Source organism: Arthrobacter sp. Hor0625, from assembly GCF_052567525.1.
Genome location: NZ_CP199586.1, coordinates 2,583,790 through 2,597,357, shown reverse-complemented (window position 1 = coordinate 2,597,357; position 13,568 = coordinate 2,583,790). Strand labels below are relative to the sequence as shown.

Annotated in this window: 9 protein-coding genes; all 9 read right to left on the bottom strand. The window is 67.5% G+C overall.

Going from position 1 to position 13,568, the window contains the following annotated elements:
* Nucleotides 1–60: 60 nt before the first annotated feature.
* A complete protein-coding gene (locus tag ACTWLI_RS11960) occupies nucleotides 61–819 on the bottom strand; it encodes a class F sortase (RefSeq protein ID WP_445154052.1) in 759 nt (252 codons plus the stop codon).
* A gap of 82 nt (nucleotides 820–901) precedes the next feature.
* The gene (locus ACTWLI_RS11955) at nucleotides 902–2,296 is read right to left on the bottom strand and encodes a hypothetical protein (RefSeq protein WP_445154051.1); all 1,395 of its coding nucleotides are present in this window, start codon (nucleotides 2,294–2,296) and stop codon (nucleotides 902–904) included.
* A gap of 365 nt (nucleotides 2,297–2,661) precedes the next feature.
* Nucleotides 2,662–4,221: a methionine--tRNA ligase gene (gene metG, locus ACTWLI_RS11950; protein ID WP_445154050.1), complete on the bottom strand. Its 1,560-nt coding sequence runs from the start codon at nucleotides 4,219–4,221 to the stop codon at nucleotides 2,662–2,664.
* 9 nt (nucleotides 4,222–4,230) lie between these two features.
* Nucleotides 4,231–4,998 carry an ABC transporter ATP-binding protein gene (locus ACTWLI_RS11945; RefSeq protein WP_445154049.1) on the bottom strand — a complete coding sequence of 256 codons (768 nt, stop codon included), beginning with the start codon at nucleotides 4,996–4,998 and terminating at the stop codon, nucleotides 4,231–4,233.
* The gene (locus tag ACTWLI_RS11940) at nucleotides 4,995–7,784 is read right to left on the bottom strand and encodes an ABC transporter permease (protein ID WP_445154048.1); all 2,790 of its coding nucleotides are present in this window, start codon (nucleotides 7,782–7,784) and stop codon (nucleotides 4,995–4,997) included. The genes ACTWLI_RS11945 and ACTWLI_RS11940 overlap by 4 nt, the downstream gene beginning before the upstream one ends.
* A gap of 201 nt (nucleotides 7,785–7,985) precedes the next feature.
* Nucleotides 7,986–9,581 carry a phosphoglycerate dehydrogenase gene (serA, locus tag ACTWLI_RS11935; RefSeq protein ID WP_056738248.1) on the bottom strand — a complete coding sequence of 532 codons (1,596 nt, stop codon included), beginning with the start codon at nucleotides 9,579–9,581 and terminating at the stop codon, nucleotides 7,986–7,988.
* Between the two features lie 131 nt (nucleotides 9,582–9,712).
* A complete protein-coding gene (ilvC, locus tag ACTWLI_RS11930; RefSeq protein ID WP_445154047.1) occupies nucleotides 9,713–10,738 on the bottom strand; it encodes a ketol-acid reductoisomerase in 1,026 nt (341 codons plus the stop codon).
* An 86-nt stretch (nucleotides 10,739–10,824) separates the two neighbouring features.
* A complete protein-coding gene (gene ilvN / locus ACTWLI_RS11925) occupies nucleotides 10,825–11,337 on the bottom strand; it encodes an acetolactate synthase small subunit (RefSeq protein ID WP_445154046.1) in 513 nt (170 codons plus the stop codon).
* 2 nt (nucleotides 11,338–11,339) lie between these two features.
* Nucleotides 11,340–13,238 carry an acetolactate synthase large subunit gene (locus tag ACTWLI_RS11920; protein ID WP_445154045.1) on the bottom strand — a complete coding sequence of 633 codons (1,899 nt, stop codon included), beginning with the start codon at nucleotides 13,236–13,238 and terminating at the stop codon, nucleotides 11,340–11,342.
* Nucleotides 13,239–13,568: the final 330 nt, after the last annotated feature.

Below are 13,568 nucleotides of genomic sequence, written 5' to 3'. Positions count from 1 at the left end.
TTTCAGGGTAGCCAAGGCATCCGCATGCTGGTCAAACCGTCTCAATATTCGGAATGCTGGCTAGCCGGCCTTGACCGGCGAGGCGACGACCACGACGTTCTGCCCCCAGAGGTCCCCTGTGTAGCAGGAAATCAGTACGACCCGGTTGGGAACCACCGCCCAAACCGGGCTGTCCTTCAGCGTGGACTTCACGTAGGTGGTCACCGAATCGACCTTGTAGCTGATCGCCCCGGTAGCGGTGTGGACAGTCAGCTTATCCCCCGCCGCCGCCAGCGTGCTCAGCCGGTTGAACGGCGCATCCACCCCCTGCCAGCTGTGCCCGACGACGTAGGTGGTGTTGGTCGACCCCGCTCCCGGGACCCCGAAGGGTGCCAGCCAGTAGCCGTCCATCGTCTCCGGCGGCACGATGCTCTGGCTCGCGGCCTCGCCAGCGCTGGGTTCCAGAGGATGCACGGCGACGTCGATCCGCGCCGCCGGGTAAGTGATCCGCAGCGGGGCGGAAGCCTTGGGGACCTGAACCGCGGCCGGCGTCGTGCGCTTCGGGGCCGCCGGGACCGCGCTCTTTCCGGTTCCCGGCGTCGCCGCCGATGCCGGGGCTGGGGCCGAAGAGTAGGGTGCCGTCGACGAGGCTGTCGGGAGCGCCGCGGCTGCGGCGGGGCCCCGCCCGACCGGAGCCGCGCCGAGTGCGCCGTAGGTCAGCCAGGCGGCCAGCAGGCCGACGATGCACAGCACCAGCAGCGTTTTGTCCCAGCCTGCCCGCAACAGTCCGCGGCGCGCTGGTGCCTTGGCGGGAAGGTCGGGGATGCGGGTGCGGGCCATGGGAGCTCCTGGCTGGTTAGTTGCCCGAATGCTGGGAAGGTGCGGGCCGGCTGCCGCACTGGCAGCCGGCCCGCGTTTGTAGTTAGCTGTTGGCGTTCCGGCGGACTGCACTCCGCAGCAGGGCCGTAGCGGCCCCTGCGGTCAGCAGCCCCGTCAGGATGGCGAGCCAGACCGGCGTGCCGGTTGCTGGAGCGTCTTCAACAGCGGTCTGGACGTTGTAGCCCATGTTGACCACAGGCGCCGGGGCGCCCTGAGCCGCGCCGGTGGGCGGTGCCACAGGCTTGGCAGCGGGAGGCGCAGCCGGCTTTACGGCCGGCGGGGTCTGCGGCTCGGGTGCGGGCGGTTCCTCACACTCGTCCTTGTCCCACTTGCCCGGCCAGTCGCAGTCATTGCCGTGGTGGTGACCCTTGTCGCCCTTGTCCCACTTGCCCGGCCAGTCGGCACGGTCGCCATGGTCACCGCGGTCGCCCTTGTCGCCATGGTCACCCCAGTCGCCACGGTCACCCTTGTCACCGCGGTCGCCACGGTCACCGCGATCTCCCTTGTCGCCGCGATCTCCCTTGTCCCAGGAGCCCGGCCAGCCGGCGCGGTCGGCCTTGTCGCCGCGGTCGCCTCCGTCCCACTTGCCCGGCCAGCCGGCGTGGTCGCCGCGGTCGCCCGGCTCGCACTTGTCCCACTTGCCCGGCCAGTTGGCGTGGTCGCCCTTGTCGCCATGGTCACCGTGGTCGCCCTTGTCGCCGCGGTCGCCATGGTCACCCTTGTCGCCACGGTCACCCTTGTCGCCACGGTCACCCTTGTCGCCACGGTCACCCTTGTCGCCACGGTCACCCTTGTCGCCACGGTCACCCTTGTCGCCACGGTCACCCTTGTCGCCACGGTCACCCTTGTCGCCACGGTCACCCTTGTCGCCACGGTCACCCTTGTCGCCACGGTCACCCTTGTCGCCACGGTCACCCTTGTCGCCACGGTCACCCTTGTCGCCCGGCTTGTGGGAGTTACCCGGCTTCTCGCCCTTGTCACCGCCAGTGCCTGGCTGGTGGGAGCTATCCGTCGGCCCGCCGGCGGCCGGAGGGTTGGTCACCGGGGCGGCCGGAACCTCGGGAGCGCCGGCGTTGTCCGGCATGTTGGAGTTATCCGGCAACCCTTCGGCGGCCGGCGGGGCGGCCGGCGGATCTGCCACCGGCGGGATGGTCACCGGGCCGGGCAAGGTGTCCGGCTTGTCCGAGTTATCCGGTGCTCCCGACGCGACGGGCGGGATCGTCACCGGGCCGGGCAGCGCGTCCGGTGTACCGGAGGTGTCCGGCGTACCGGTACTGTCCGGCGTGCCCGGGTTGCCGTGTTGGCCGGCCCCCGGCGTCTGGCCCGGACCGCCCTTTCCGGGCAGGGACGTCACTGTCCCGCTTCCGTTGCCATTGCCCTCGGCGGCGGCGTTGGCCGTGCCTGCGGATCCCAGCAGGGCCAAGCCCAAAATCCCCATTGTTGCGATTGTTCGTCTCATTACTGGCTGCTCCATCACGAGTCGACTTCCGACCTGACGGCACCACGCGGAGTAACTCCGGCGACCGGGACGAGTGTCCCCGATCTGGAACATTGTGGGTGAGTGATGAGAGTTACTCCCCTGCGGTTTCCTCAGACCGCTGACGCAGTAAAGCTATGACGGGGCAAAGCGGCGAGTCCCGAGTAATCACTGCCCGCATTCGGGGGTTAACCACTCGTTACTCGGGAAAAACTACCTATATACCTCGGAGATCGGGGCCCAAACAAAATCGAGGTGGCATTTCACGGCGGTGTTCGGTTCGAACATTGCCGTGAAATGCCACCTCGACGGTGGAGCGTTGCAGGTTAAGCCTCGGAGGGTTCCTCGTACTTGGGGAACACGGGCGCAGGTGCGGGCAGCTCGGTCCCTGCCTCGATCGGCGTCTGGAGCGCGGCGAAGTCGCGGGCTGCGCCGTCGGCCTGGCCCAGGCTGACGAGGATGGCGGCCGCCGCCGTCGGCATGACCGGCTGCGCGAGGATCGCGACGATCCGCAGCACCTCAAGGGTCACGTAGAGGACGGTGTTCATGCGTTCGACGTCGGTCTTCCGCAGCACCCACGGGGCCTGCTCGGCGAAGTACGCGTTGGTGTCCCCCAGCACGTTCCAGATGGCCTCGAGCGCGCGGCTGAACTCCTGCTTCTCGAACGCGGCGCGGGCGATGTCCAGCAGGCCGTTCGCCTGGCCCAGCAGGGCGGCGTCCTCGGCGCTGAACCCGGCCGGGACCGGGACGCGGCCCTCGCAGTTCTTGGCCACCATGGACAGCGACCGCTGCGCGAGGTTGCCGAAGTTGTTGGCCAGGTCCGAGTTCATCCGGCCGACGATCGCATCGTGGCTGTAGTTGCCGTCGGCGCCGAACGGGACCTCGCGGAGCAGGAAGAACCGGACCTGGTCCAGGCCGTACTGCGCCACCCAGTCCGCGGGCGCCACCACGTTGCCCAGCGACTTGGACATCTTGATGCCCTGGTTGTGCAGGTGCCCGTGGATCATCACGCGCTTGGGCAGTTCCAGCCCGGCGGACATCAGGAACGCCGGCCAGTACACGGCGTGGAAGCGGGAGATGTCCTTGCCGATCACGTGGACGTCCGCCGGCCAGTACTTCCGGAAGCTCTCCGATTCGGTGTCCGGGAAGCCGACGCCGGTCAGGTAGTTGGTCAGCGCGTCCACCCAGACGTACATCACGTGCTCCGGGTTGCCGGGGACCGGGACACCCCAGTTGAAGGAGGTGCGGCTGATCGAGAGGTCCTCGAGGCCGCCCTTGACGAAGCTGATGACCTCGTTGAAACGGCTGTGCGGCGCACCGAACTCCGGGTGGTCGGCGTAAAGTGCTAGCAGCCGGTCCTGGTAGGCCGAGAGCTTGAAGAAGTAGCTCTCCTCCTCGGTCCAGGTCACCTCGGTGCCGGTCTCGGAGGCGTAGCGGAGCCCGTCCTCGCGGACCTCGGTTTCGTCCTCGACGAAGTAGCGCTCGTCGCGGACCGAGTACCAGCCGGCGTACTTGGACAGGTAGATGTCGCCGTTGGCTTCCATCCGCTGCCACAGGGCCTTGGCCGCCTCGTAGTGGTCCGGGTCCGTGGTCCGGATGAAGCGGTTGAGCGAGATGCCCAGATTATCGCTCATCTGCCGGAACGCTGCCGAGTTGCGGTCGGCGAGGTCCTTGACCGGGATCCCTTCCTTTTCCGCCGTCTGCTGCATCTTCAGGCCATGCTCATCGGTGCCGGTCATGAAGAACACGTCGTAGCCGTCGAGCCGCTTGAATCGGGCCATGGCGTCGGTGGCGATGACCTCGTAGGCGTGGCCGATGTGCGGCACACCGTTGGGGTAGCTGATGGCGGTGGTGATGTAGAACGGGGTCTTTTCGGAAGGGTTCACGTTATAAACCTAGATCAGTTCGGTCAGGGTATCGCTCTGGCGGACAAGTTCATGGTCATGTGAAGCGACCAGCACGGCGATGCCGTCCGACGTCGTGTCCTTGAGGATGCTGATGATGCGGTTCGCCGAGGTGCGGTCCAGGCTCGCAGTCGGCTCGTCGACCACCAGCACGCGGGTGCCGAGGATCAGGGCACGGGCGATCGCGACGCGCTGGCGTTCGCCGCCGGAAAGCTGGGCCGGGCGGTGCCGCATGCGCCGGCCCAGGCCGACGAGGTCCAGAAGGTCCTTAGCCATGTCGCGGCGCTGTTCGACCTCGCCGTCGGGCACGGCCGGCAGCAGGACGTTCTCCAGCGCGCTCATCCCGTCGATCAGGGCGCCGCCCTGATCGACGTACCCGATCAGGGCACGGCGGCGGTCGGCGATTTCGTCGTCGCCCATCGTCTCAAGCGAGTCGCCTTCCCAGAAGACCCGGCCCGACGTCGGCAGGGTCAAGCCCGCGCCGACGGTCAGGATGCTGGTCTTGCCCGAGCCGGACCGGCCGGCGATGCAGTGCATTTCACCGGCGTGCAGGGTCATGTTGAAGTCGTCGACGACATTGACCGCCTCGGCGCCGCCCTTGCCCCCGCCGTAGTGGATGGTGATGTTGCTCAGTTCCAGCGGGGTAGCGTGGTCCGCGGCCTTCACGATGGTGTTCGCGCGGGTCTGGTGGCTGCCGGTTCCGGTGCTCTCCGGCATCCGGTTCCGGGCCGCCCTGGTCAGGTTCAGCTCGTTAGTCATTGGACCACTTTCGTTGCAATCGGAATCCAGCAAAGTACAGCCACCAGCCCGGCGATTCCGGCCCAGAGTGCGGCATAGGGGGCGAGGAGCAGTCCCACGCCCAGGGCGCCCAGGACGCCGAGGGGCAGTGCGATGGCTCCCACCATGGCGTTTTCGAAGAAGCGGACCTGGCCCAGCATGTCCGGGTTCCAGCCCATCGCCTGCAGGATGCCCAGGTACTGGCGCTTGGCTCCGAGTTCGAAGCGGCCGGTGACCATGGTCAGCAGCAGGCCCACGGCCACCCCGGACAGGCCCAGGATGATGCTCGGCAGCGCGATGCTGGCGGCGGCCAAACCGCTGAGCGCGCTGGCGCCGGCGGCCCGCGGAATGTCGATCAGCAGGGCGGCGAGTCCGCCCACCGCGGCGCCGAAGACGCCGACGGCGACGGCCAGGGAGCCGGTGTTGAACTTGTTGGTGCTCAGCTGCCGGCTGGCGAAGGTCAGCGGTGAATCGACCGGGATGAGCCGCTCGTCGTGCTGCGGTTCCTGGTCGATGACCTCGCGGTGGCGCAGCTGCTGGGCGGCGAAGTACGCGGCGCCGCAGTACAGCACCAGCACCGAAGCGGAGACCACCGCGGTGGCCGGGTTCCAGCTGATCAGGCTCAGGACGATCCCGGCCAGGGCCAGGGCGGCAGCGCCGACGCCGAACTCGGCGAGCACCCAGGACCGGATCCTGTTCTGGGTCCAGCCCATGGCCCGGAGCGTACCGGCCTCGCGCCGGCGCTTGCGGACGTAGCTGACGGTGGAGGCGCCGGTGAGCAGGGCCGCACCGCACAGGGTCAGGAAGAGCAGGGTGATGTTGGTGCCGGTCAGCGAGCCGGAGACAGCATCGGCGGCGTCCTGCCGGACCCAGGACTGCTGGACGGTGCCCAGCGGGGATTCCTTGCCGGCGTCGTCCTTGGAGTAGCCGGGCACGAAGATGCTGGCGTCCTCGCGGGCGGAACCGGCGACCACGGTGGCTTCCAGGCCCATGTCGCGGATTTCGTTGGCGAGCTTCTCCACCTCGGGCTGGGACTGCTTCCAGCTGCCCTCGACGTTGGCGCGGACGCGGACGGCGTCGATCACGGAGGCGTTCTTCTCGTAGCCGCGGGCGGCGGCGAGGCCGTAGTAGTCGGTGATGGCGCCGGCAGACTGGCTGACCAGCCCGGTGCCGCTGAGTGAGGGCTTCAGGGGCGTCCGGCCGGCGTCCTTGCCGTCGGCGTCCTTGGCCAGGGTCATCGGCGTGGGGTCATAGCCGCCCAGCGGCAGCCGGTTCACGTCACCGGCGGCTTCCTGGACCTTGGCCGGGTCGAAGGTGCCGTAGACCATGGCCAGCGGGGTGGCCGGCTTCTTGCCCGTGGCGAGGTTCTCGCGGTAGGAGCGCTCGTCCACCGGGGTGCGCTGGGTCTGGTCCACCGGGGCACCGTTGGCCCCCTTCTCCGGGAGCCGGTTCACCGTGACCCAGTCGCCGGGGATCGCAGACTTGTCGACGGCGCCGTTGCCGGCGGTCTCGCCGTCCTTGTACTTGGGGGCGGCGGCGAAGTCGGTGCTCCACGTCGCCGGGTTGTAGAGGCCCTGGCCGAAGCTGCCGGTGTCGCCGAGGAGCTTGGACAGGTCCTTCGAACCGGGCCAGGACAGCGCGAACGGGGACTTCGACACGAACGGCAGGTAGTCCTTGTCCAGCGAGCGGGTCGCGGTGCCGACCTCCTTGGTGACGTTGCCGGCGTCGTCGATTTCCTCGATCTTGACCGAGTACTTCAGGTCCAGGGAGGTGCCGGAGCGGACGATCAGCGGGATCGCCTGCGAGTCGTCTGTCAGCTGCCCGGCGCTCTTGGCCTGCTGGTACTGCGTCATCAGCGGCGCCCAGTACTTGAGCTTCACGCCGAGGAAGTCCGGGCCTTCCTTGAGCTGTTCCATGCTGATGCCGCTGGTGAAGAGGCTCTCGAAGTGGCGGCCGATCGCGCCGGCGTTGCGGGCGTCGGCCGACGGGGCCTTCTCCAGCGGGGCCAGGAAGTCACCGGCGCCGCCCAGCAGGGCGCGCTCGGAGACGGGGTCGACGGCGACGACGGACTCGGTCACCTGCGGGGCCATCGGCAGCGAGACCGAGAGGTTGAAGAGGGTGTGCTCCGAGCCGCCGGCCGGAGCCGGGAACTTGATGCCGGTCTCGCCGTCGGGGCCGGCGATCCGGACGTTCTTGCCGCCGGCGACCTCTTCCTCGACGAGCCGGGCCTTGCCGAGGGAGCCTTCGGCGGTGGTCTTGAACAGGGTCTGTTCGGACTTGCCGTCGGAGCTGACGGCGCTGGCGGTGAGCCGGTACTTCTTGGGCGTGTCGCTCAGGACGGATTCCGCGGCCGGCCACTTGGAGGGGTCGGTGGCGGTGGGGTCCCCGGCGGTTCCGGCCAGGCCGGCGTTGTAGCCGAGGTAGTCGGTGGCGTCCAGGCGCGGCGACTCGAGGTTCTGCGAGACCCGGGAGACCAGGCTGATCGGGGCGGCGACGGAGGTGCCGGAGAGCTTGCGGATGGAATCGAGCTGTTCGAAGCTGATGCCGCCCTGGCCGGTGGCGATCTCCGGCTGCATGAGCCCGCCGTCGTCCTTTGCCTTGGCTTGGACGAGGATGTCATAGAGCCCGCGGGAGTTCTGGTCGACGGTGCGGTTCAGCGCGGCCTGCGACTGCCCCTGCACGAGAACGGACAGGCACATGGCCGCGATCAAAATGGACGCGGTCAGCAAAAGCACTCTGCTTCTGATGAACCTCTGGACGGCGTTCATTGGGCTCCTGAAAGCTGGATTGCGTGCGCACGCCGCAGTTCATTCCATGGAAATGAAGGCGTCCCGGCCCGGGCGTGCAAAAGTAAGGGCCGGTCTGCCGGCCCAATCCGAAATTCGGACCTAGCCATTGTACGCAGACCGGCCGGTCGATCGTGGCCGACCGCGGCGAGTCGCCGCCGCGGTCTGCCACGTCGCGCGGGGTTAGTCCTCGAGGTCCACTTCGCGGACCATTTCGGCCCCGATGCCGGCCTTGATGGCGTCCAGCACCTGCTGCGGCACGGAGCTGTCGATGGTCAGCAGGGCCAGCACCTGGCCGCCCTCGGCCTGCCGGGCCACCTGCATGCCGGCGATGTTGATGTTGTTCATGCCGAGGATGTGGCCGATGGTGCCGATCACGCCCGGGCGGTCCGAGTAGGCCACCACCACGAGGTGTTCGCTGATCGGGATTTCGACCTCGAAGCCGTTGATCCCGACGAGCTTTTCGACCTGCTTGGGCCCGGTCAGGGTGCCGGCGACCGAGATCTGGGTGCCGTCGCTCAGCGCCCCGCGCAGGGTCAGCACGTTGCGGTAGGACTCGGTGTCCGGGGTGGTGATGAGCCGGACGTTGATGCCGCGCTGCTCGGCGATGACCGGGGCGTTGACGTAGGAGACCTGTTCGGTGACGACGTCGGCGAAGATGCCCTTGAGCGCGGCGAGTTCGAGGACCTTGACGTCGAGTTCGGAGATCTCACCGGCCACCTCGACGTCGAACTGGGTCAGCGACGCGTGCGTCATGGCGGTGAAGATCCGGCCAAGCTTTTCGATCAGCGGGATGCCGGGGCGCACGTCGGGGGCGATGATGCCGCCGGCGACGTTCACGGCGTCGGGCACGAGCTCGCCGGCGAGGGCCTGGCGGACCGATTTGGCGACCGAGACGCCGGCCTTCTCCTGGGCCTCGTCGGTGGAGGCGCCCAGGTGCGGGGTGACCACAACGTTGTCCAGCTTGAAGAACGGCAGGTCGGTGCTGGGTTCCTTGACGAAAACGTCGACGCCGGCGCCGGCGATCTCGCCGGACTGGAGCGCCGTGTAGAGGGCTTCCTCGTCCACCAGGCCGCCGCGGGCAACGTTGACGACGTAGGCGCTGGGCTTCATCTTCTTGAACGCCTCAGCGCCGAGCATGCCGACGGTTTCCGGCGTCTTGGGCATGTGGATGGTGATGAAGTCCGACTGGGCCAGCAGCTCGTCCAGGGTCACCAACTGCACGCCGAGCTGGGCGGCCCGGGCGGAAGTGATGTAGGGGTCGTAGGCCAGGATCTTGGTCTCGAAGCCCTTCAGGCGGGCCGCGACCAGCGCGCCGATCCGGCCCAGGCCGATGATGCCGACCTTCTTTTCGAACAGCTCGGTGCCGGTGTACTTGGAACGCTTCCACTCGCCGTCCTTGAGCGCGGCGGAAGCCTGCGGGATGTGGCGGGCGAGGCTGAGGATGTGGCCGACGGTCAGTTCGGCAGCGGAGACAATGTTCGACGTCGGCGCGTTGACCACCATGACACCGGCCTGGGTGGCGGCCTTGATGTCGACGTTGTCCAGGCCGACGCCGGCGCGGGCGATCACCTTGAGGTTCTTCGCGGCGGCGATCGCCTCGGCGTCCACCTGGGTGGCGGAGCGGATCAGGATGGCGTCCACGTCGGCGATCGCGGAGAGCAGCTGGGAACGGTCGGCGCCGTCGGTCTGGCGGATTTCGAAATCCGGGCCGAGCGCGTCGACTGTGGCGGGCGAAAGTTCCTCAGCGAGGAGTACGACAGGTTTGGTGCTTGTCACCGGTGACCTCTTTAGCTCTCTTGTAATTCAGGTGGGGATTTTGGTGAAACGTCGGTTGGTGCAGGTGGTGCTCGACGCAGGAGAGCCGGACCCCAGAAACTGGTGTCCGGCTCCCCTGCCGGTCAGTTGCCTTAGCGGGCTACCGAACCTTCGGTGTAGTCGTCTTCGTTCTTGATCCAGGAGAAGAGCTTGCGCAGTTCCCGGCCGGTGGCCTCGATCGGGTGGTTCTCACCCTTCTTGCGGAGCTCCTTGAACTCGGGGGCGCCGGCGTCCTGGTCGTCGATGAAGCGCTTGGCGAAGGTGCCGTCCTGGATGTCCTTCAGGACAGCCTTCATGTTTTCCTTCACCTCGGGGGTGATGACCCGCGGGCCGGAAACGTAGTCGCCGTACTCGGCGGTGTCGGAAACGCTCCAGCGCTGCTTGGCGATGCCGCCCTCGACCATCAGGTCAACGATCAGCTTCAGCTCGTGCAGCACCTCGAAGTAGGCGACCTCGGGCTTGTAGCCGGCCTCGGTGAGGGTCTCGAAGCCGTACATGATCAGCTGCGAGGCGCCGCCGCAAAGCACGGCCTGCTCGCCGAAGAGGTCCGTTTCGGTCTCTTCGGTGAAGGTGGTTTCGATGACGCCGGCGCGGGTGCCGCCGATGGCCTTGGCGTAGGACAGGGCCAGTTCCTTGGCCTTGCCGGAGGCGTTCTGCTCGACGGCGATCAGGTCCGGCACGCCGCGCCCGGCTTCGAACTCGCGGCGCACGATGTGGCCCGGGCCCTTCGGGGCGACCAGGGCGACGTCGACGTCGGCCGGGGGCTTGATGTAGCCGTAGCGGATGTTGAAGCCGTGGCCGAAGAACAGGGCGTCGCCGGCCTGCAGGTTCGGGGCGATGTCCTCGGCGTAGACGTGGCGCTGGACCTGGTCCGGGGTGAGGATCATGATCAGGTCGGCCTCGGCGGTCGCGTCGGCGACGTTGAGCACGCGCAGGCCTTCGGCTTCGGCCTTGGCGCGGGACTTGGAGTCCTCCTTCAGGCCGACGCGGACGTCAACACCGGAATCGCGCAGGCTGAGGGCGTGGGCGTGGCCCTGGGAGCCGTAACCGATGACGGCGACGGTGCGGCCCTGGATGATCGACAGGTCGGCGTCGTCGTCGTAAAACATTTCAGTCACTGGGGTGTCTCCTTTGAATGGATTCTGTGGTGTTGTCTGTGAAATTCGGGGGGTGTTGCGGGGTGCTTCGCGGGCCGGCGCGCCTTTTAGGCGGAGCGCAGGGCCCGGTCACTCATGGAGCGGGACCCGCGGCCGATGGCCAGGGTTCCGGACTGCACGATTTCGCGGATGCCGAACGGCTCCAGCACTGACAGCAGTGCGGTGAGCTTGTCGGGGTGGCCGGTGGCTTCGATGACGACAGACTCGGTGGAGACGTCGACCACTGAAGCGCGGAAGAGATCGGCTGCCTGGGTTACCTGCAGCCGGGTTGCGGCATCCGCACGTACCTTGACCAGGATGTGGTCGCGCTGTACGGAAGATTCGGGGGTGAGCTCGACGATCTTGATCACGTTGATCAGCTTGTTCAGCTGCTTGGTGACCTGTTCGATCAGCTCGCCGTCGGCGTCGACCACCACGGTCATCCGGGAAATGCCCGGAACCTCGGTGGGGCCGACGGCCAGGGAGTTGATGTTGAAGGCGCGGCGGGCGAAGAGGCTGGCCACCCGGGTCAGCACGCCGGGCTTGTCCTCGACCAGGACGGAGAGTGTGTGGCGGGTCATGTTCAGTCCTCTTCTTCCCAGTCCGGGGTCATGTTCCGGGCAACCTGGATCTGGTCGTTGCTCACGCCGGCGGGGACCATCGGCCACACCATCGAGTTCGGGCTGACGACGAAGTCGATAACGACCGGCCGGTCGTTGATCGCCAGGGCCTGCTGGATGGTGGCGTCGATGTCCTCGTCCCGTTCGCAGCGGAAGCTGGCGCAGCCGTAGGCGTCCGCGAGCTTGACGAAGTCCGGGATCCGGACGGTGTCGTGGCCGGTATTCAGGTCCGTGTTGGAGTAGCGGCCCTCGTAGAACAGGGTCTGCCACTGCCGCACCATGCCCAGCGAGGAGTTGTTGATCACCGCGACCTTGATCGGAATCTTGTTGATGGCGCAGGTGGCCAGTTCCTGGTTGGTCATCTGGAAGCAGCCGTCGCCGTCGATCGCCCAGACCACGCGGTCCGGGTTGCCGACCTTGGCGCCCATGGCCGCCGGCACGGCGTAGCCCATGGTGCCGGCGCCGCCGGAGTTCAGCCAGGCGTGCGGGCGTTCGTACTTGATGAACTGCGAGGCCCACATCTGGTGCTGGCCGACGCCGGCGACGTAGACGCCCTCGGGCCCGGTGAGGGCGCCGATCCGTTCGATCACGCGCTGCGGGGCGGTGAGGCCGTCCTCCGGTTCGGTCCAGCCGAGCGGGTAGGTCTCCTTGAGGTTGTTCAGGAACGCCCACCAGTTCGTCAGGTCCGGGGTGCCGGTGGCCTCGAACTGGAGCCGCAGCGCTTCGGTGAGCTCCGGGATGATCTCCTTGACCGAGCCCACGATCGGGACATCGGCGGTGCGGTTCTTGGAGATCTCCGCCGGGTCGATGTCCGCGTGGATGACCTTGGCGTTGGGCGCGAAGGAGGACAGGATGCCGGTGACCCGGTCATCGAAGCGCGCGCCGAGGGTGATAAGCAGGTCGGACTGCTGCAGTGCGGTCACGGCGGAGACCGTGCCGTGCATGCCGGGCATGCCGACGTGCTGCGGGTGCGAGTCCGGGAAGACTCCGCGGGCCATCAGCGTGGTGACCACGGGCGCGCCGGAGAGCTCGGCGAGTTCGCGCAGTTCCGCGGAGGCGTGCGCCTTAACCACACCGCCGCCGACGTAGAGCACCGGCTTGGTGGCCGCGGCGATCAGCCGGGCCGCTTCGCGGACCTGCTTGCTGTGGCCGCGGACCACCGGCCGGTAGCCCGGCAGGTCGATCTTCGGCGGCCAGGAGAACGTCGTCTGGCCCTGCTGGGCGTCCTTGGCGACGTCCACCAGCACCGGTCCGGGCCGGCCGGTGGAGGCCAGGTGAAATGCCTCGGCCATGACGTGCGGGATGTCATCGGGGTTGGTGACCAGGAAGGAGTGCTTCGTGACCGGCATGGTGATGCCGACGATGTCCGCTTCCTGGAAGGCATCGGTGCCGATGACCCCGCTGGAGACCTGGCCGGTGATGACGACCATGGGCACGGAGTCCATGTGGGCGTCCATGATGGCGGTAACGAGGTTGGTGGCGCCGGGGCCGGAGGTGGCGATGCAGACGCCCACCCGCCCGGTAACCATGGCATAGCCTTGCGCGGCGTGGCCGGCTCCCTGTTCGTGACGGACCAGAACGTGGTTCATTGTGGAGGCCATCAAGGGGTCGTAGGTGGGCAGGATCGCGCCACCGGGCAAACCGAAAATGTCCTGGACGCCGAGTTCTTCGAGCGAACGGACAATTGCTTGCGAGCCGGTCATCGGCGTCGGGGGTACGACGTTGTTCGGCCCAAGGACAGGAGAGACGGCAGCATGATCGACGCCGGCGTCGGCCGGACGGTCGACGCGTTCCGGAGCCTTGTGGGCTCCAGCGGACTTAGTGGCCATCAGCGAGGGGCTGATCGGCGATCCTTTGCTCATCGGACTCTTCCTTTGGTGGATCTGGGGTGGATCTACGGTGATCGGGTGGTGCTGGTGGTGCAGGTGAAGCGGAAATAAAAAAACCCCTCAGCCTGGCGGCTCTTCGAGGGGTTTGCGCGTGGCGGTTCGTTACCAGGAACGGCTATTGAGCCACGCGCTTGGTAAGGACGACGACTGCGGCTGCGCAAGCGCCGCCGGTAACGATCTCGATCATGCGTTCAGTTTTCCCTCTTCGTGAGACAGGTGTCAACGAGCCTGCGCCCTGTCTCACTATGTGGACGACACTGTCCACTGGTTGGGACCCGGGAGGGGGCGCACGCGCCCCCTCCC